Origin of the sequence: Pseudomonas sp. App30 (genome assembly GCF_047947025.1) — a bacterium.
Lineage (GTDB): Bacteria > Pseudomonadota > Gammaproteobacteria > Pseudomonadales > Pseudomonadaceae > Aquipseudomonas.
In genome coordinates, this window is sequence record NZ_CP133165.1 from 999719 (window position 1) to 1016817 (window position 17099).

16 protein-coding genes are annotated in these 17099 nt (G+C 64.7%); 11 read left to right on the forward strand and 5 right to left on the reverse strand.

The window, feature by feature from the left end; genetic code table 11:
• The first annotated feature begins 3 nt into the window (after positions 1–3).
• From RAM80_RS04335 to RAM80_RS04345, 3 genes are read left to right on the forward strand one after another with little or no spacing between them, the layout of a single operon-like run.
• The gene (locus RAM80_RS04335) at positions 4–1506 is read left to right on the forward strand and encodes an amino acid ABC transporter permease/ATP-binding protein (protein ID WP_416425004.1); all 1503 of its coding nucleotides are present in this window, start codon (positions 4–6) and stop codon (positions 1504–1506) included.
• Entirely contained in the window at positions 1503–2180 is a 678-nt protein-coding gene (locus RAM80_RS04340) for a GntR family transcriptional regulator (RefSeq protein ID WP_416425005.1), read from the forward strand. Before RAM80_RS04335 ends, RAM80_RS04340 begins: the two co-directional genes overlap by 4 nt.
• Positions 2181–2191: 11 nt before the next feature.
• On the forward strand, positions 2192–3058 hold the full coding sequence (locus RAM80_RS04345) for an urea carboxylase-associated family protein (protein WP_416425006.1): 867 nt from the start codon (positions 2192–2194) through the stop codon (positions 3056–3058).
• A gap of 62 nt (positions 3059–3120) precedes the next feature.
• Here the strand turns inward: RAM80_RS04345 and RAM80_RS04350 are convergent, their stop codons facing one another.
• Entirely contained in the window at positions 3121–3453 is a 333-nt protein-coding gene (locus tag RAM80_RS04350; protein WP_416425007.1) for a hypothetical protein, read from the reverse strand.
• A 182-nt stretch (positions 3454–3635) separates the two neighbouring features.
• On the reverse strand, positions 3636–4400 hold the full coding sequence (locus RAM80_RS04355; RefSeq protein ID WP_416425008.1) for a hypothetical protein: 765 nt from the start codon (positions 4398–4400) through the stop codon (positions 3636–3638).
• 261 nt (positions 4401–4661) lie between these two features.
• On the opposite strand from RAM80_RS04355, the gene RAM80_RS04360 reads away from it, so the two are divergent.
• Entirely contained in the window at positions 4662–5888 is a 1227-nt protein-coding gene (locus RAM80_RS04360) for an MFS transporter (RefSeq protein WP_416425009.1), read from the forward strand.
• A gap of 94 nt (positions 5889–5982) precedes the next feature.
• Here RAM80_RS04360 and RAM80_RS04365 read toward each other — a convergent pair whose 3' ends face one another.
• The 3 genes from RAM80_RS04365 to RAM80_RS04375 form a co-directional block, all read right to left on the reverse strand.
• A complete protein-coding gene (locus RAM80_RS04365) occupies positions 5983–6222 on the reverse strand; it encodes a hypothetical protein (protein ID WP_416425010.1) in 240 nt (79 codons plus the stop codon).
• Between the two features lie 101 nt (positions 6223–6323).
• On the reverse strand, positions 6324–7274 hold the full coding sequence (locus RAM80_RS04370) for a sel1 repeat family protein (protein WP_416425011.1): 951 nt from the start codon (positions 7272–7274) through the stop codon (positions 6324–6326).
• Between the two features lie 154 nt (positions 7275–7428).
• Positions 7429–9375: a hypothetical protein gene (locus RAM80_RS04375; protein WP_416425012.1), complete on the reverse strand. Its 1947-nt coding sequence runs from the start codon at positions 9373–9375 to the stop codon at positions 7429–7431.
• Between the two features lie 188 nt (positions 9376–9563).
• Here RAM80_RS04375 and RAM80_RS04380 point away from each other — a divergent pair, with 188 nt between their 5' ends.
• The 7 genes from RAM80_RS04380 (at position 9564) to RAM80_RS04410 (ending at position 17025) form a co-directional block, all read left to right on the forward strand.
• The gene (locus RAM80_RS04380) at positions 9564–10370 is read left to right on the forward strand and encodes an alpha/beta fold hydrolase (protein WP_416425013.1); all 807 of its coding nucleotides are present in this window, start codon (positions 9564–9566) and stop codon (positions 10368–10370) included.
• Positions 10371–10528: 158 nt separating this feature from the next.
• Positions 10529–11074 (forward strand): sigma-70 family RNA polymerase sigma factor, encoded by a 546-nt coding sequence (locus RAM80_RS04385; RefSeq protein ID WP_416425014.1) that lies wholly within the window; start codon positions 10529–10531, stop codon positions 11072–11074.
• Between the two features lie 26 nt (positions 11075–11100).
• Positions 11101–12054 (forward strand): FecR domain-containing protein, encoded by a 954-nt coding sequence (locus RAM80_RS04390; RefSeq protein WP_416425015.1) that lies wholly within the window; start codon positions 11101–11103, stop codon positions 12052–12054.
• 90 nt (positions 12055–12144) lie between these two features.
• Positions 12145–14598 (forward strand): TonB-dependent siderophore receptor, encoded by a 2454-nt coding sequence (locus RAM80_RS04395; protein WP_416425016.1) that lies wholly within the window; start codon positions 12145–12147, stop codon positions 14596–14598.
• A 217-nt stretch (positions 14599–14815) separates the two neighbouring features.
• Positions 14816–15289 (forward strand): hypothetical protein, encoded by a 474-nt coding sequence (locus RAM80_RS04400; RefSeq protein ID WP_416425017.1) that lies wholly within the window; start codon positions 14816–14818, stop codon positions 15287–15289.
• Between the two features lie 255 nt (positions 15290–15544).
• A complete protein-coding gene (locus tag RAM80_RS04405) occupies positions 15545–16066 on the forward strand; it encodes a sigma-70 family RNA polymerase sigma factor (protein ID WP_416425018.1) in 522 nt (173 codons plus the stop codon).
• Positions 16063–17025: a FecR domain-containing protein gene (locus RAM80_RS04410; RefSeq protein ID WP_416425019.1), complete on the forward strand. Its 963-nt coding sequence runs from the start codon at positions 16063–16065 to the stop codon at positions 17023–17025. Before RAM80_RS04405 ends, RAM80_RS04410 begins: the two co-directional genes overlap by 4 nt.
• The last annotated feature ends 74 nt before the right edge of the window (positions 17026–17099 follow it).

The window sequence follows — 17099 nt, forward strand, 5'->3', positions numbered from 1 at the left end:
CCCATGCAATTCGATTGGCATTACGCCGCCAGCCTGCTGGTCAACGGCGACTTCTGGAAGGCCGTGGGCACGGTGGTGCAACTGAGCCTGGAAACCTGGGTGCTGGGCATCGTGCTGGGCTTCGTCCTGGCCCTGGCCCGGCAATCGCCCAGGCGCGCGCTCAACCGCGCCGCCGCCCTGTACATCTGGTTCTTCCGCAGCCTGCCTTTGCTGGTGCTGCTGATATTCGTCTACAACCTGCCCCAGGTGTTCCCGGCCACCAGCGTGCTGCTGTCCAACCCCTACGCCGCCGGGCTGATCGCCCTGGTGCTGAGCGAGGCTGCCTACATTGCCGAGATTCACCGTGGCGGCCTGCTGGCGGTGCACAAGGGCCAGCTGGAAGCCGGCAAGGCGCTGGGCATCCGCTACGGCGGCGTGCAGCGCCTGATCGTCATCCCGCAGGCGCTGCGGGTGGCGCTGCCGACCCTGGCCAACGAGTACATCACCATCGTCAAGCTGACCTCACTGGTGTCGGTGATCTCGCTGTCGGAGATCCTGCTGGTGGGCCAGCAGCTCTACACGCAGAACTTCCTGGTGATGGAAACCATGCTCGCGGTGGCCTTCTACTACGTGCTGATTGTCACGGTGTTCAGCTACCTGCTGCGGCGCCTGGAGCGCTACCTGGACGTCAGCCAGCGCACGCCCCGCGCGGTGGCCGACAGCGCCGCCGGCACCGCCGTGCAACCGGCCACGCCAGTGCGCCTGGGCGAACACGCGCTGCGAGTGCGCGGCGCGCGCAAGCACTACGGCCCGCTGGAAGTGCTCAAGGGCATCGACCTGGACGTGCGCTTTGGCGAGGTGGTGTCGATCATCGGCCCTTCGGGTTCGGGCAAGACGACGCTGATACGTACGCTCAACGGCCTGGAAGGCCTGGACGCCGGCACCGTGGAGCTGTGCGGCGCGCCGTTCCTGCGTGGCAGCGGCGAGGCCGGCGGCGGCCTGGGGCCGCGGGTGCACATGACCGGCATCGTCCAGGTGGGCATGGTGTTCCAGGGTTTCAACCTGTTCCCGCACAAGACCGTGCTCGACAACGTGCTGCTCGCCCCACGCCACCACGGCCACGGCGCTGACGGCGACCTGCACGCCCTGGGCCTGGCGCTGCTGAGCAAGGTGGGCCTGCGCGAGCACGCCGGCAAGTACCCGCACCAGCTGTCCGGCGGCCAGCAGCAGCGCGTGGCCATTGCCCGGGCCCTGGCCATGCGCCCGCAGGTGATGCTGTTCGACGAACCCACCTCGGCGCTGGACCCGGAATTGGTGGGCGACGTGCTCAAGGTGATCGAAGACCTGGCCCGCGACGGCATGACCATGATCATCGTCACCCATGAAATGAAGTTCGCCTTTCAGGTCTCCGACCGCGTGGTGTTCATGGAGCGCGGGCAGATCGTGCAAACCGGCGCACCGCGCGAGCTGCTGGACAACCGCAGCGAACGCATGGGCCGCTTCCTCAAGGACGTACAGCTGGCATGAACCTTCCACTTCCCGAACACGCCAGCCAGGGCCTGTCCCTGGCCGACCAGGTGGCCCAGGAGCTGCGCGAAGACATCATCGGCGGCCGCCTGCTGTCGGGCATGGCCCTGGTCGAGGCCGACCTGGTGAACCGCTACAACGCCTCGCGCAACACCGTGCGCGAAGCCCTGCACCAACTGGGCCGCGAGGGCCTGGCTACCTACGTGCGCAACAAAGGCGTGATGGTGCGCCGCCTGGGCGTGGCCGAGGTGCGCGACCTGTTCCTGGTGCGCCGCACCCTGGAGATCCAGGCCATCCTGGGCAGCCAGCCGCTGCGCGAATACCAGTCCGACCGCATGCTCGATGCCATCGAGGCCGCCGAGCTGGCCCGCGACCGTGAGGACTGGCAGGCGTTCGGCACCCACAGCCTGCGTTTCCACCAGCACATCGTGGGCCTGCTACGCAGCCCGCTGCTGGATGCGTTCTTCACCAACATCGCGGCGCAGATGCGCCTGGTGTTCGCCGTCGCCCCCGACGAGGCGAACTTCCAGCGCCCGTGGCTGGAGCGCGACCATGAAATCCATGACCTGCTCGCGGCCGGCCAGCGCCAGGCAGCCGCAGACAGCATGAACCGCTACCTCGACGATTCCGAGCACGCCCTGCTCGACCTGTTGAGCCACCCTACCCGTACCTGACGGAGAACCCCATGAAACCTGCCCCGCTTACCCAAGCTCCCCTCGACGCCGCGCAACGCAAGGCCATCAAGCCGGTCCTGTGTTACCCGGTCGAGACCCTGCCGCGCCCTGACATCGGCGCCTACCGCGCCGTGCGCGACGGTCTCACGCACGTCAGGACCGTGGTTGTGCCCGCCCGCGACGCCGCCACCTTCACCGTGCCGGCCGGCAGTTTTTTCCGCATTGTGTCCACCGAAGGCCCCCAGGTCGGCGACCTGAACCTGTTCAACCAGCACGACCTGACCGAGCGCTTCTACACCGGCAAGACCCGCGCCCTGAACGGCACGCACCTGGGGGTCGGCGACCAGCTGTTCTCGAGCTTCCCCACCCTGCGCCCCATGGCCACCATCACCCATGACACGCTCGACTGGTACGGTTTCGATGAATTTGGTGGCTCGGTCCACGACGTGATCGGCACGCGCTGCGACCCTTACACCCACAACCTGCTCAGTGGCGGCGGCCAGTACCACCACTGCTGTCACTCGAACCTGACGCGCGCGCTGTCGACCTCTACCGGGCTGACCCTGCGCGACGCCGAGCCGCATGTGCATGATGTGCTGAACGTGTTCATGTGCACCGGCTTTACCCGCGACACCGGCCAGTACTTCATGAAGGCCAGCCCGGTGCAGCCTGGCGATTACCTGGAGTTCTTCGCCGAAATTGACCTGCTGGGCTGCCTGTCCGCCTGCCCGGGCGGCGACTGCTCGGCCGAGCACTCGTCGGACACGGCCAAGTGCTATCCGCTGTTGGTGGAGATCTACGAAGCGGCGCAAACACCCGCAGGCTGGGTCGCGCCAAAGGTCAATGGCTACGACCGTAGCCATGGGGTGCAGGCGTAGGATGCCGCCCCGCGGCCGCTGCCTGTAGCAGCGGCCGCAGGCCGCGTCATGCCCGCAGCGCCTCAGCGGCGATGATAATGATGACGACGCTCCCACTCGCGACGGCGCTCGGCCTCGCGGCGGGCCTGCTCGCGGCGCCACTGGGCACGCCGTACTTCTTCGCGATGGGAACGCCAGTGGCCGTCACGGCGGCGGTCGTCATACGCCAGCACCGCACCAGGCTGTTGGCTGGCCATGCCGAGCAGGTTCGGCCATGGGTTGGCGGCGCCTTGCACGGCGGCAGCCGGCGCCGGGGCCTGGATGGCAGGCGCAGGCATTTGCGTGGCACAGGCGGCACCCGCGGTCAGCAACGAAAGCAGGGCCGCGAGTACCATCGAAGGGCTATGGAATTTCATGGTCTGGAAATCTCTGATAAGGCAGTTGAGTCTGATGTGTCATTTTTGACACGAACCTCATCAGATAGACCGCAGGGTCAGCAAAAGTTCGCTGCAATTATGAAAAATATTAAATATTTTCAACAGGTTAGGAACTTTGCAGGGGTTACCAGAGTCTATGTAGGCTGATCCCCCCTCCCCGCTCAGCGCCGGTCCAGCACCCTGGCCAGCACGAACGTCGCCACCACCGCCAGCACCACCGCTGCCGCGATCGACGGCAACCCGCCCCACTCCAGCATGGTCAGTTCCAGCACCAGGTAAAAGCCCAGCACCCCGACACCGCCGATGGCGTTGCCGCGCACGATCTTGCTCATTTCCTGGCTACCGCCCTGGACGTGGGCGAACACCGCCAGCGGCCAGGCGATGACCGGGATCGGCGCCAGCATGCCGCTGGCGACGGGGCCCAGCCAGGTGGCGCTGGCAGTAATGGCCAGCAGCAACAGGGTGGCGGTCAGCATGCGCATCGGGATCACCCAGCGCGGCACCTGCACCAGGCGCGCCGGGGCGGCCTGGGGCTGGCCGCGGGTGACGATGATGATCGACGCCAGCAACGCCAGGGTAACCATTACCGACAGCGCCAGGCTGCCCAGGTGACTCATCAGCGCGGCCATCAGGCCGTAGGTGGCCAGGGCCGCCACGCACGCCACCGGCACGCGCCCCCGCTGGCCCACCACCACGTAGCACAGGTAGGTGGCCTGCACCGCGCACAGCCCGGCCAGCGCGCCGGGAATGGCGCTCAGCGCGAAGCCGCTGCCCTGCTCCAGGGTCAGGAACAACATGATCAACGCCGAGGTCACCGGCAAGCCGGAGAGCAGGCCTGCAAGGCGAGTGCCCCAGCGGTTGCCGGCAAGGGAAATGGCGAGCATCAAGGCGGGGGTAACGCACAGTTTCAAGTAGAAGGCAGTCATGGCGGGGCTGGCAGATTCATGATTGGGAGGGCCTCCCGGCACGGGGCGCGCAGGGTTCGGCGCGCCCATGCTAATTCAATAAGGGGGCGGCAGACAGGCCATTATTGATAGTGCGGCAGGCACTTTATCAACCGCACTGATGTTTACTATCGAACCCACCGCCTGTCGGCCTGCCAACGCCGCCCCTATAATTGCCTCCAATCTTTCCCCCCGCTTCGCCCGCCTGCTTCAGGCGGCTTTCCCCACTTGGAACCCAGTACCATGCCAAGCGCTAGCCAGGCCCCTCGCGGCCGTCCCGAACATAACCAACAGAGCGTGCTCCAGCAGTGGCTGGCGATACTCTCCGTCGCCGTGGGCGCCTTCGCCCTGGTGACCAGTGAATTCCTGCCCGTGGGCGTGCTCAACGACGTCGCCAGCGACCTGGGCATCAGCGCCGGCCATGCCGGCTTGATGGTGACCCTGCCCGGCATCATGGCCGCCCTCGCCGCCCCCCTGCTGTCGGTGGGCATCGGCGCCATGGACCGGCGCTACCTGCTGGTCGGCCTGACCCTGAACATGATCATCGCCAACGCCGTGGTGGCCTACGCCAGCGACTTCAGCCTGCTGCTGTTCGGCCGCGTGTTGCTGGGCATCAGCATCGGTGGTTTCTGGGCCACGGCCATCGCCCTCAGCGGCCGCCTGGCGCCCAAGGGCGTCGGTGTGGCCCAGGCCACCTCGATCATCATGGTCGGGGTCACCCTGGCCACGGTGCTGGGCGTGCCGGTGGGCACCTGGCTCAGCGGCCTGATGGGCTGGCGCATGACCTTCCTGGTGACCGCCCTGGTGGGCGTGCCGGTGCTGTTGGCGCAGGTGTTGCTGCTGCCGCGGCTCAACCCCGACAAGGCGATTCGTGTCAGTGACCTGCCGGCGCTGTTCATCAACCCACAGGCGCGGGTTGGCCTGATTGCAGTGCTGCTGATCGGCTTGGCGCACTTTGCCGCGTACACCTACGTGGCGCCGTTCTTCAAGCAGAGCGCCGGCTTCGATGGACCGACCATTGGCTCGCTGTTGCTGCTCTACGGCGTGGCCGGGGTGCTGGGCAACGTGTTCGCCGGCTTCGCCGCCAACCGCAGCGTGCGCCACACCCTGCTGCTGGTGGCGGTGATGATCGGCACCAGCACCGCCCTGTTCCCGCACTTCGCCACCGGCATGACCGGCGCGGCCATGCTGATCGGCCTGTGGGGCTTCGCCTTCGGCGCCTTCCCGGCCTGCGCCAGCATCTGGATGTTCGTGGTCGCGCCCAAGGACGTGGAACGCGGCATGCCGCTGTTCGTGGCGATGTTCCAGGTGATCATTGCCGTGGGCTCGTTCTTCGGCGGGCGCATCGTCGACCAGTTCGGCACCGCGATGCTGCTGAGCCTGGCCACGGCGCTGGTGGGCGCAGGCTTTGTCACGGTGCTGGTGCTGGGGCGTAGTGTCAGCAATGAGCTGGCGGTACAGCCTGGTTGATGCGGTGCCTGTGACGCGGCCTGCGGCCGCTGCTACGGGCCTGTAGCAACGGCCGCAGGCCGCGTCAGCCATCGGCCGCTGTACACACTCAAACCTATTCCGAGTCGATCAGGCTGTCGGTCTTCGCGCTGCCCTTGTCCCGGTCCACCTGGGCATCCTGGTCGGAACCCGGGTTGCCGGGCGGCGGATCCCAGTCTACCGGGCGTTCGCCGGTCCCCTGTTTCGGCTCGGAACTGGCGTGCTCAAGCCCCGAGTCGTGGCCTTCGCCCGTCTCGGGCGTGTTGTCATCCGGCCCTGGATAAGCGGCTTCTGGTCCGTTGGTTGTGTTCACCATGATGATGACTCCCCTTGGGGGCGCGGGGTATCCGCGCCTATAGATGGGAGGCTGGGGGAGCGGCGCAAGTGCCGCGGCGCCGACGGGTGGGCGGTGGGTGCCTATAGGCAACCAGCCGGTTCGCCGGCGATGCCGCCCTTGGCGAGCAATCGATCCATCGCCGGCTTCGCCTCGTTGTTGCCAGCCTGCACGGCGGCGCGGTAGCACGCCAGCGCACGCCGCACGTCGGGGGGCCCCAGGCGCCCTGACTCGAGCCCTTCGGCCAGGGAGCCCAGGGCTTGCGCATTGCCGGTCGCTGCGCCTTGCTCCAACACGGCCAGGGCTTGCGCCGGGGCGACGCAGGTGTCGGCGCCCGCCGGGTCGCCACCATCGCAGTAATACCACGCCAGCATGGCGGCCCTGTCGGGGTGCCCCTTCAGGGCCGCCAGGTAAAGCTTTTCCGTAGCGGCATAGCCCAGGTTAGGCGCCATTTCCGACATGCTCAGGCTGGCCGCGCTGTAGCTGGCATCCGGGTCACCCGAACCGGCAGCGCACACCCAGTATTCTTCCGCTGCCTGGAAAAACTCGGCCGTCAACGGGTAACGCTCAGGGCCGCCAAGCTGCCCGTAGACATCCGCCCGGGCGGCGCAGCGCTGTTCAGCCAGTGACATGCCGGCGGTGCCGGGCAACTTCAACTGCGCATCGCGTACCGACCAGTCCTCGATACCCGTGAGCACCCAGCAGCGCTCGTGGGCGAAGGTGTAGACCTTGATGTTGCCCAGGCCTGCGCGCTTGTCGGTGTAGGTGGCAGACAGGCCATCAGCCGCCAGGTTGATCGAGTCCACCGGCGGGTGCGCGATAGCGGTCATGAGCGGAAACTTCAGCGCCCGGCTGTCCACCAACGGCTGGTAGGGCACGACGCCTGCGGCGGTAGGCACCAGGTGCAACGCGCGCACGTGGTGCTTGAGGAAAGCGGATTGCAGGCCAATGTCCGCCGAAAACGCTGGCAGAAATTGCTCGAAACGCTGGGACGGGCAGACACTGGCGACGTTTGCCTGCGCCCAACCGGCCATTGGCCAACAAAACGATAACGCCAGGGCGAGACGCCACTGCCGTGTGAAAGCTGTCATATGATTTCCCTATCCATGTCTATCCAGCCGCAGGCCCTGCCACCGGCGCTGCGCTGGCCAGCGCAGCCTTCGGCAGCGGCGACGGTCTGGGGCCGCATCAGTACCCGTGAAACTCCCTGAACAGCTGCCCCTTATGATATTCCACCCACTCCACCACGTCGAAAGGCAGGTACAGCTGCTGCCGCGCCCGGGAAATGGCGATGTACACCGCGCAGATCCGCTCGTCGAAGGCGTAGGCGTCCTTGAACTGCACCGTGGTCAGCAGCTCGGGGGTCAGCAGCACGCGGTCGAACTCCATGCCGCCGGCGTCCTGCGCCATCATCAGCAGGCAGCCTTTGCCGGCCTGCACCTGCAAGCGGTTCAGGCGGGTGATGTCGGCCAGGTTGAAGCCCTTCTCCAGCGCTGACTCCACCCATAGGAAGGCTTCATCGTACTGATGGGCCTCGCGCACCTGACGCCAGTCCAGCAGCTCGTTGAAATCCGCGTGGCCGGCCTGGTCACGGCTGTAGAACGCGGGCTTGAACAGGGTGATGGCCGTGGTCATGAACAGCTGCAGGTCGGCCTGGGCAGCCTTGTCCGGCAGGCTGAAGGCACAGTTGGCCTGCTCCAGCTGCATGGCCCAGCGCATGGTGTCCCAGCGCGAGGCCGTCAGCACCGCACAGCCGTCAGGCGGCACAAAGCCCTCGGGATAATGCTCCACCCCCACGTCAGCGTTGCGGGCGCCCTCGAAGTACACCTTGCTCTTGGCCGAGTGCCGGGAGATCAGCGGGTTGACCAGGCGCTCGACGTTGCGCCCCGAACGCACCGAATAGCTCAGGTCACTCTTGCGCACCTCGCGCGTGCGCCGCACGGTGGCCCCCTTGACCTGCTGGTACTCGTCGCCCAGGGTGATCAACACCTGCTTGCCGCGCTCGATGATCTGCAACAGCGACGCGGGAATGTCCTGGCTTTCGTCGATCAGCACATGGGTGAAGCGCGCCGGCACCACGCTGCCTGCCAGGCTGGCCCGCTTGATCATCAGCAACGTGGCGAAGTCGCCCCGCCCGGCCCACGCCGGGTTCGCGTCCAGGTAGCTCCACAGGCGACTGGCGTATTCGAGCAACACCTGGGTGTCGGTGCTGCTCAGCGCCTGCTGGAAATGCGGCAGGTGGCCGGCGCCCAGGCTGTAGTCCCTGGAGCCCGAATACCGCGCCAGCACCTTGATGCACAGGTTCAGCGTGGCCTGGGCGTCGTAGCCGCGAAAGCCCAGGATATTCAGCTCCAACGCCAGCGCCTGCCCGGTCGGCAGCCCGGCCACCTTGTTCGGCGGGCGAAACCTGGAGTGCTTGAGCAGCGCATAGGCAAAGCCTTCGAAGGTGGCCCCCGCTTTCCTGTCCCGCGGCCCGCCCATGTGGCCACGCAACACCTCGAGCTTGCCCGACGTGCGCGCCAGCACCAGGGTGGCCTCCGGGGTGAGGAACTCCAGCAGGGCCCCCAGCAGGTGGCTCTTGCCCACCCCCGCGTAGCCTTGCACATGCAAATCCTCGCCCAGGTTGGCGCGGAAGGTGCGCACCAGCTTGTCCTGGGCGTCGCTCAGCCAGCGCTCCCGGTGCCGCGCCGTCACCACCTGCTCGCGGTACGGGTTGTTCGCCTGGTGGTGGCGCACACTGAAGCAGTTGTCCCACTCGCCGCCCGGCAGCAGGTAGGCCTGCGCCGCCACCTCCTCGGCCTCGAGGAACCGCAACGGCAGCTGCTTGATGGCCTCAAGGCCGTAGTACAGCTTGCCCTGGTCGAACAGCCGCTGCGCCTCGCCCAGCAGGCCCGCCGGCTGCTTCGCCGCGGCCGCCCAGGCGATCAGCCGGGCCAGCACCTTCTCGACGCCGGCGGCGTTGAGGTCTTTTTCCGCGGCCTGGGCCAGGTTCTGGATCACCAGCACGGCAGCCAGTTCCGGGGCACTCAGGGCGGCGAGTCCGGCCGCGCCGTCGTCGGCCAGCAGGCGTGTGCAGGTCTCCTGGGTAACAGGCAGGAACAGGGGGCTGGACAGGTCAAGATGTTCGGGGTGCATGTACGCTCATTGCCAAACAGGACGGCTTGCGGCGGCATTTGTCGCCTGGCGCCTTGGGTAGCGTGGAAGTATGCCACTTCCGTCCACGGACACTGCGGTTCTGGGGAGGAAATTATCTCGACAGAACGTTTCAACCGCGTCGCCGGCGGCAGCGTCTATGGTGTAGGGGTGACCAGGAGTAATTACCCATGACAACGCAAACACTCACGGTCAACGGCCTGCAACTGCACGTCTCGGTCCGCGGCCAGGGCGCACCGCTGCTGTTGCTCAACGGCCTGGGCGGCTTGATGCCAACCTTCGACCCGCTGCGCGACGAGCTGGCGGACTACACCACCCTCACCCTCGACGTGCCCGGCGTCGGCCAATCCCAGGCGCCCCGCTGGCCCCTGCGCCTGCCCGGCCATGCCGAGGTGATTGCCGGGATGCTCACGCAGTTGGGCCTGGAGCAGGTCGATGTGTTCGGCGTCAGCTGGGGCGGCGCCCTGGCGCAGGAGTTCGCCCTGCGCTACCCGGCCCGGGTACGCCGGCTGATCCTGGCCGCCACCTCGGCCGGCCCGGCAATGTGGGTGAAGCCAGGCGATGTGCTGGACTTTCTCGGCCGCGGCAGCAACGTCAAGGGGCAGCCAGAAAAAGGCTCGCGCAACTCACTGAAGGCGCTGCTGCACTTCGGCGTGGCCAAGGGCATGCTCACCGCCAACCCCGGCGCCTACTACTACCAGCTGGCCGCCCTGGCGGGCTGGACCAGCCTGCTGCGGCTGCACCGGCTGCGCCAGCCCACGCTGATTCTTGCCGGTGACCGCGACACCCTGGTCCAGCCCTACAACGCGCGCATCCTGCGGCGTGCCATTAAGGGTGCCGAAGTGCGGGTGATGGAGGACGAGGGGCATTTTTTCGTGGTGACGCGTGCAAGGGAGACGGCGGAGGTGGTGCGGGCGTTTTTGTGTCGGGAGGGGGGTGATGAGGCGTTGCGGGGTTCGGTGTTCGTCGGCGGCTGAGGCTGTCATGCGCTGGGCGGGGTCCGCGGCAACTGGACGCGAGCCTGGGAGCGGACGGGCGCGATGAACCAATTGCATTTCAATATCAAAGTCTCAATAATCCCCTCGCAAATGATATAAGTTCTCTTTCGCCAGTATTTCTCAGGTAAGTCACCTCAATGTCGAACCCGCCTTCTGCGTCTGTCGAGCGCCTGTATGCTGAGCACAACGCCTGGTTGCGTCACTGGCTGGGCTGGCGCCTGGGGTCGAGTGTCGATGCGGCGGACCTGGCGCAGGACACCTTTGTGCGCCTGCTGCTGAAGCCTGTGCAGCCTGTTTTCGACAACGCACTGGCCGCTCGCGGCTATCTTCGCAAGATCGCGAATGGCATGTGCATCAACCTCTGGCAGCGACGAGAGATCGAACACGCCTGGCTCGACACCCTGGCCGCTCAACCGGAGCGCTACGCGCCGTCGGCAGAACAGAGTGCGGCCGTGTTGCAAGCCTTGCAGGAGGTCGGGCGGATGCTGATCGAGCTCCCCGCCAAAGCCGCGCAGGCGTTTGTACTGGCGGTGGTGTGTCAAATGACTGACCGCGAAGTGGCCGCCCAGCTGGGTGTGTCCGATCGCATGGTGCGCAAGTACGTGGCGCGGGCGATGCTGGGCTGCCTGCAGCTGCAGGCGGCGTCTGAAGCCACCGCGCTCTGTGCCGAGACACCCTGCTGATGCCTGGCCAACCCGGGTTCAAGGTCATGGAGCAAGCGGCCGAGTGGTACGCCGAATTACGCTGTGGCGAAGCCGCCCCGGCGCAGCGAGCGGCGTGGCATCAATGGGTTGAGGCAGACCCAGCCCATCGGGTGGCATGGGAGGCAGTGCAATCCATCAGCCTGCGCTTCGACCCCTTGCACAAGTTGCCGGACCGCCGTCGCGCTGCCGACGATCTGTTGCTGGCGCACCAGCGGGTACGGCGCCGCGCAGTGTTGCGTAGCCTTGGTTTACTCGCCGGCATCGGTGCCTTCTGGTCGAGCTGGCGCCTGACGCCGCTGCCCACCTGGGGTGCCAGCCTGGTCGCCGATTACCGCAGCGGCATCGGCGAGCTGAGGCACGTGCAATTGCCGGATGGCAGCCGCGTGTGGCTAAACACCACGACTGCTTTTGACATTGACTTCTCGGGCAGCCATCGCCTGGTGCACCTGCTCATGGGCGAGGTGCTGATCGAGACTGCACACGATGCCGAGCGGCCGTTTATTGTCAGGACCGCGCAAGGTCGCTTCCGCGCGTTGGGCACCGAATTCAGCGTACGGCTGCACGACCAGGCAACCGAGCTGACGGTGTTCGCGGGCGCTGTTGAAGTCAGCCGTGCCGACAGCAGTGAGAACCGGGTCGTTCAGGCGGGTCGCCGGCAGAGCGTCGCGGTGGGCCCGCTGCCACCGACTGCCCCGGCAGACCTTGCAAGGCGGGCATGGTCTGGGGGCATGTTGCTGGCCCAGGACATTCCTCTGGGCCAGGTGCTCGACGAACTGTCGAGCTATTGGTTCGGCCACATCGCCATAGATCCTGCGGTGGCGCAGTTGAATGTCTTCGGCACCCTGCCGGTGCGTGATGTCGACGCCGCGCTTTCCATCCTCGCCTCGTCCCTGCCGATCAACGTTGACCGGCGCATGCCCTGGTGGATCACCATCAGCGCCAGCAACAGCAAGCCCTGAATATTTTTTCAATACGGTTCCGCTTTTCAGGGCCTCGCCGGGTTTAGGAGTGAACCCAACCCATCTCATCGTCTTGAGGACAAGGAACCGATGTTTTATCGTCCCCGTTGCGCCCCCCTAGGTTTGTGCGCTTCCCTGCTGACCTTCGCCGCCTGCTCATTGCCCAGCGCCATGACCCTGGCCGCTGAAACGGCAACCCGCGAGTACGACATACCCTCCGGCCCGCTCAGCAACGTGCTGTCGCGCTTCGCCGCTGAATCAGGCATTTATCTGGTGGGCATGAGCGAGATGGCGCAGGGACGCAGCAGCCAGGGCCTGCATGGCCGCTTTGACCTCAACGCCGGGCTGACGATGCTGCTGGCCAGTACCGGGCTCACGGCGCAGGTGATCGGTAACAATGAATACCGGTTGCAAGTGGCAGACGTCTCCGCCCTGGAGTTGGCTGCAACCAACATCAACGGTCGGTTGGGCTCGGTCACCGAAGGTACGGGGTCCTACACCACCGGTGCGATCACACTGGGTAAAGGTGAGCACAGCATCAAGGAGACACCGCAATCGGTGACCGTCATTACCCGCAAGCGTATGGATGACCAAAACCTCAACACCATCGATCAGGTGATGGAGCAGACGCCCGGCGTTACTGTGTCCGGCTCGCCCATGGGGGGAAAATATTTCTACTCCCGCGGTTTCAAGATGGACGCGCCGTTCCAGTTCGATGGTGTACCGCTGGACATCGGCGGCAACTACGTCCAGGCCAACAGCTTCAGCAGCGACATGGCATTCTACGATCACGTCGAATTCCTGCGAGGGGCCGCAGGCATGATGCAAGGCGCCGGCACGCCGGCCGGCGCGGTCAACCTGGTGCGCAAACGCGGCCAGGCCACACCTTCCACCACCCTCACCCTATCGGGCGGGACGTGGGACAACTACCGCACGCAGGTTGATGTGGGCGGCCCTCTCAACGCGGATGGCACCCTGCGCGGCCGTGCCATCGTGGGCGAGCAAAGCCGGCATTACTTTTACGACTACGGCAAGCGCGAGGACCAGGTGGCCTACGGCGCGCTGGACTATGACTTCAACGACGACACCACCGCGGGTGTCGGCATAGCTTACGAGAAGCTGCAGGCCACTCCTTGCTTCGGCGGCCTGCCCAGCTACAGCGATGGCTCTGACATCAAGCTCAAGCGCTCGACCTGCCTGGGCGCCAGTTGGAACCACTGGGACAGTGAACGCACCACAGTCTTTGCCGACGTCAAACACCGCCTCAACGATGACTGGAGCACACGCCTTGCCGGGGTCTACTCCCACAACCTGCAGGACATGAAATACGTACAAGGCATAGGCGTCGGTACCGTCGCGCCAGGTGCGACGTCCTCCTCGATCCAGTCCATTGCCGGGCTGTTTGACTACGACTCGGTTGACTATGGTTTCGATGGCTACCTGGACGGCAAATTCCGCGCCTGGGGCCTCGAGCATGAGCTGACCCTTGGCGCCAACACCAGCTACTCCCACAGCCATGACACCTGGGCGCTGGCGTTCATGCAGCAACGCTCGGACGTGTTCAACCCCACCCACTTCGTCGAGCCCAGCGACAGCTATATCATCAACAACAGCTACCGTGGCGGCTGGCCGTACCCCAGCAAGACCACCGTCAAGCAGCAAGGGCTCTACGCCAACCTGCGCGTGAAACTCGCCCAGCCATTGACCGTGGTACTGGGCGCCCGCGTCAGCGACTGGCACTACACCAATGACAGCCACGCATATGGCGTTGCACCTGCCGACGAGCGCAGGGAAACCGGCCAAGTCACGCCCTTTGCCGGCATTCTGTTCGACCTGACGCCCAACCTGACGCTGTACGCCAGCTACGCCGACGTCTTTCAACCACAATCCTACACCGACGCCAGCGGCAAGGTGCTGGACCCCAAGACCGGCAAGAACTACGAACTGGGTATCAAGGGCGAGTGGTTCGACGGTGGGCTCAATGGCTCGATGAGCCTGTTCCGCACCTATCAGGAACACGCCGCCGTGGCGGTCAACGATGCCTCGATCTGCGCCTCCTGCTCTATCGACACTGGCAAGGTTCGCGCGCAAGGCGTCGAGATGGAACTTAACGGATCGCCCCTGGAACGTCTCCAGGTCAGCGCGGGCTACACCTACACCACCACCGAAACGTTAAGCCCAGTGCGCAGCGTGAACGTCGCGGTGAGTGATGGCACCACGTACAACACGCTCATTCCGCGTCATTCGTTGCGCCTGTGGAGCGACTACCAACTGGCCGGCGACCTGAGCCGCTGGACCCTTGGCGGCGGCGTGACTGCACAAAGCGACATCTCTCGCCTCTCCAGCACCATCAAGACCGAGCAGGCCGGCTATGCGCTGTGGAGCGCCCGGCTGCAATACCGCATCGACGACCATTGGAGCGTCGCGCTCAACGGTAACAACCTCTTCGACAAGACCTATTACGCGACCATCGGCGACCGCACTGGCGGTAACTACTACGGTGATCCGCGCAACTATATGGTGACGTTGAAAGGGAACTTCTAGACCGCGTAGGCATGCTGGCGGCAGACGCTGGCATGTCACTTGGCGAAAGGCGGCTGTGGGTTGAAAGCAACCATCGGCGGAGGATGCTGTCGGTCAGAAGCCGCCCCTCCGTCGACGCCGGTTATCAGCCTTGCCACAGCTTGGAACCGAGGTGTTCGGTGCTGCCAACCTGGTTTTTGATAGTCTTGCCCCTTCCGCTTTCAAGGCATGAGCCGGCATGAATATCATCAGCGCAACGATGCACCAATCGAAACACGCTACAGCCCCTCACCCGGTTTTCACGCTTGACTCCATTCCATTGGACAACTGGATCAAAGGCATCGCGTATGACAGCGCGGGCAATGACATCACCGAGGGTCTGGTCCCTGCACAAGGTTGGTTGATTGACGACGACCACCTTCGATACGCATGGCAAGTGCTCGAACCCGGCGCACAAGACGGCTCGACGATCGTGCCGCTGTTGGTCTGCGCGGATGACATGGATTTGAGCTGTACGGTCGCGGTAGTGGAGCAAGTAATAAGCGGCGACATTGTCAGCTGGACGCGTTTTGGTAGAGCACTCGACACCATCTCCGGCGTTATCACTGCTGTGAACTGGAACGAGACCAATCAACGAGCCTCATTCCACAGGGGGCAATTTCAAGACGCCTTGGCAGAATTCAAAAGGTTGACTGAGTATGCGTGGGCTTGAGCATGATTCGGCGCGCTTCGGCGGTTTAGCAGGGAGACGTGCATGACGCCGGATGACAGCGAGCTTGGTGTGGAGCGAGGGGAGCCAGCTCGTCGATGGTAGGTATGAGGAAATGGGCAAGGGTTGTTGAGGCCGTTTCGGCCGATAGTGGTGACTGCGACCGGGCAGGAGCGGACGCTAATTCCCTGACCAAGGCCTATTGCCACCGTTCAGCACTACAAACGATAATGCAACCTATTCCCACTAAGCAGCTGGATGGCTTTTGCCGTGTCTTCCCCCTCAAGCGCCATCGTCGGCAATCTCTACGTAGAACATAATTCCTGGCTTCGCACCTGGTTGCGCAGACGTATGGCCTGCCACAGCGATGCGGCCGACCTGGCCCAGGACACGTTCGTGAAAGTGCTCAAGGCATGCAACGCCCAGGATATACGGGATCCGCGACAGTATCTGGCAACCGTGGCCAAGGGTTTGATGATTGATCTGTTCAGGCGCCGCTCCCTGGAGCGGATCTACCTGGACACCCTCGCCTGCTTGCCCCCTGCCGAAGTGCCCAGCCTCGAGGAACAGGCGATTGTATTCCAGACCCTGCTTGAAGTTGATCGGATGCTCGCCGGCCTAGGGGCTAGGGTGCGCCAGGTGTTTATCCTCTCCCAACTCGACGGCCTTACGTATAAAGAGATTGCCGAACAATTGGGTCTGTCGGTTCGCACTGTCAATTACCACATGGCCAAGGCTATGGAGCACTGCTGTTTGATGCAACTGGAACTGGACGTATGAATTCAGGGCCAAGCCGCGCACAGCGTGACGCGATCCGCGAGGCGGCGCGTTGGTACGCAGTGCTCGCCTCTGGCGAGGCCAGTGAGCAGCAGCGTTTGCAATGGCACCAGTGGCATGACGGCAATCCCGAACGACAATGGGCGTGGGAGCGGATGCAAACCGTGACTGATGCCATGGGGCAGCTACCCCGACGGGTAGCATCCTCGACACTGCTCGGCGTCGCTCAGTCCCGTCGACAGGTACTCAGTGGGCTTGCGCTGTTGTTCGGCACAGGGGCATTGGGTCGTGCAGCATGGCGCAGTGATACCCGTCGCGAGTGGATGGCCGACTACCGAAGTGCAGTGGGAGAGCGGCGCGAGATCAACCTGGCAGATGGCACACGAATGTTGCTCGACACTGACACCGCGGTAGATGTGCAGTACGACAATCAACATCGCCTGCTGACGCTACGCCGAGGAGAAATCCTGGTGACAACGGGCAGTGATCAGCAACGACGCCCCTTCATGGTCGAAACTCGCTATGGGCGGGTGCTCGCGCTGGGAACGCGTTTCGCTGTCACTGTGGATGATGTCGGCGCTAACGTGTCGGTGTTGGAAAAAGCGGTTGAGCTGACGGTCGGTGCTGCCCCGGGCATCCGGCTTGAAGCGGGCCAGCAGGTGCGATTCGGACCAAGTGGTGCTCAGCCCTTGCGTCTCAATGATGCGACGGTGGCAACGTGGGAACAGGGTCACCTGATCGCGATCGATGAGCCTCTGGCAAGCCTGATCTCCCGCTTGTCCCGATATCGCACCGGCATTCTCCAATGCGATCCGCAGATTGGCAGGATGAAGGTGTCGGGGTCGTTCCCTATCGACGACACCGACCATGCACTGGAGGCGCTGCAGAGTGCCTTCCCGGTACAGGTCGTTCGGCGCACCCGCTATTGGGTCTCGGTGGTGGCTCGCGACGGGCGTCGATAAAATTTCCGCAAGCGTTGCACTTTTCCTGCACCTGGCTCGGCCTACCCCTGGAAACGGATTAACGAGTGTTCTCG

Excerpts from the sequence above, each read along its gene's own strand:
- RAM80_RS04335 (WP_416425004.1), top strand. The coding sequence starts at position 4 with ATGCAATTCGATTGGCATTACGCCGCCAGCCTGCTGGTCAACGGCGAC.
- RAM80_RS04340 (WP_416425005.1), top strand. The coding sequence starts at position 1,503 with ATGAACCTTCCACTTCCCGAACACGCCAGCCAGGGCCTGTCCCTGGCC.
- RAM80_RS04345 (WP_416425006.1), top strand. The coding sequence starts at position 2,192 with ATGAAACCTGCCCCGCTTACCCAAGCTCCCCTCGACGCCGCGCAACGC.
- RAM80_RS04350 (WP_416425007.1), bottom strand. The coding sequence starts at position 3,453 with ATGAAATTCCATAGCCCTTCGATGGTACTCGCGGCCCTGCTTTCGTTG.
- RAM80_RS04355 (WP_416425008.1), bottom strand. The coding sequence starts at position 4,400 with ATGACTGCCTTCTACTTGAAACTGTGCGTTACCCCCGCCTTGATGCTC.
- RAM80_RS04360 (WP_416425009.1), top strand. The coding sequence starts at position 4,662 with ATGCCAAGCGCTAGCCAGGCCCCTCGCGGCCGTCCCGAACATAACCAA.
- RAM80_RS04365 (WP_416425010.1), bottom strand. The coding sequence starts at position 6,222 with ATGGTGAACACAACCAACGGACCAGAAGCCGCTTATCCAGGGCCGGAT.
- RAM80_RS04370 (WP_416425011.1), bottom strand. The coding sequence starts at position 7,274 with ATGGCCGGTTGGGCGCAGGCAAACGTCGCCAGTGTCTGCCCGTCCCAG.
- RAM80_RS04375 (WP_416425012.1), bottom strand. The coding sequence starts at position 9,375 with ATGCACCCCGAACATCTTGACCTGTCCAGCCCCCTGTTCCTGCCTGTT.
- RAM80_RS04380 (WP_416425013.1), top strand. The coding sequence starts at position 9,564 with ATGACAACGCAAACACTCACGGTCAACGGCCTGCAACTGCACGTCTCG.
- RAM80_RS04385 (WP_416425014.1), top strand. The coding sequence starts at position 10,529 with ATGTCGAACCCGCCTTCTGCGTCTGTCGAGCGCCTGTATGCTGAGCAC.
- RAM80_RS04390 (WP_416425015.1), top strand. The coding sequence starts at position 11,101 with ATGGAGCAAGCGGCCGAGTGGTACGCCGAATTACGCTGTGGCGAAGCC.
- RAM80_RS04395 (WP_416425016.1), top strand. The coding sequence starts at position 12,145 with ATGTTTTATCGTCCCCGTTGCGCCCCCCTAGGTTTGTGCGCTTCCCTG.
- RAM80_RS04400 (WP_416425017.1), top strand. The coding sequence starts at position 14,816 with ATGAATATCATCAGCGCAACGATGCACCAATCGAAACACGCTACAGCC.
- RAM80_RS04405 (WP_416425018.1), top strand. The coding sequence starts at position 15,545 with ATGGCTTTTGCCGTGTCTTCCCCCTCAAGCGCCATCGTCGGCAATCTC.
- RAM80_RS04410 (WP_416425019.1), top strand. The coding sequence starts at position 16,063 with ATGAATTCAGGGCCAAGCCGCGCACAGCGTGACGCGATCCGCGAGGCG.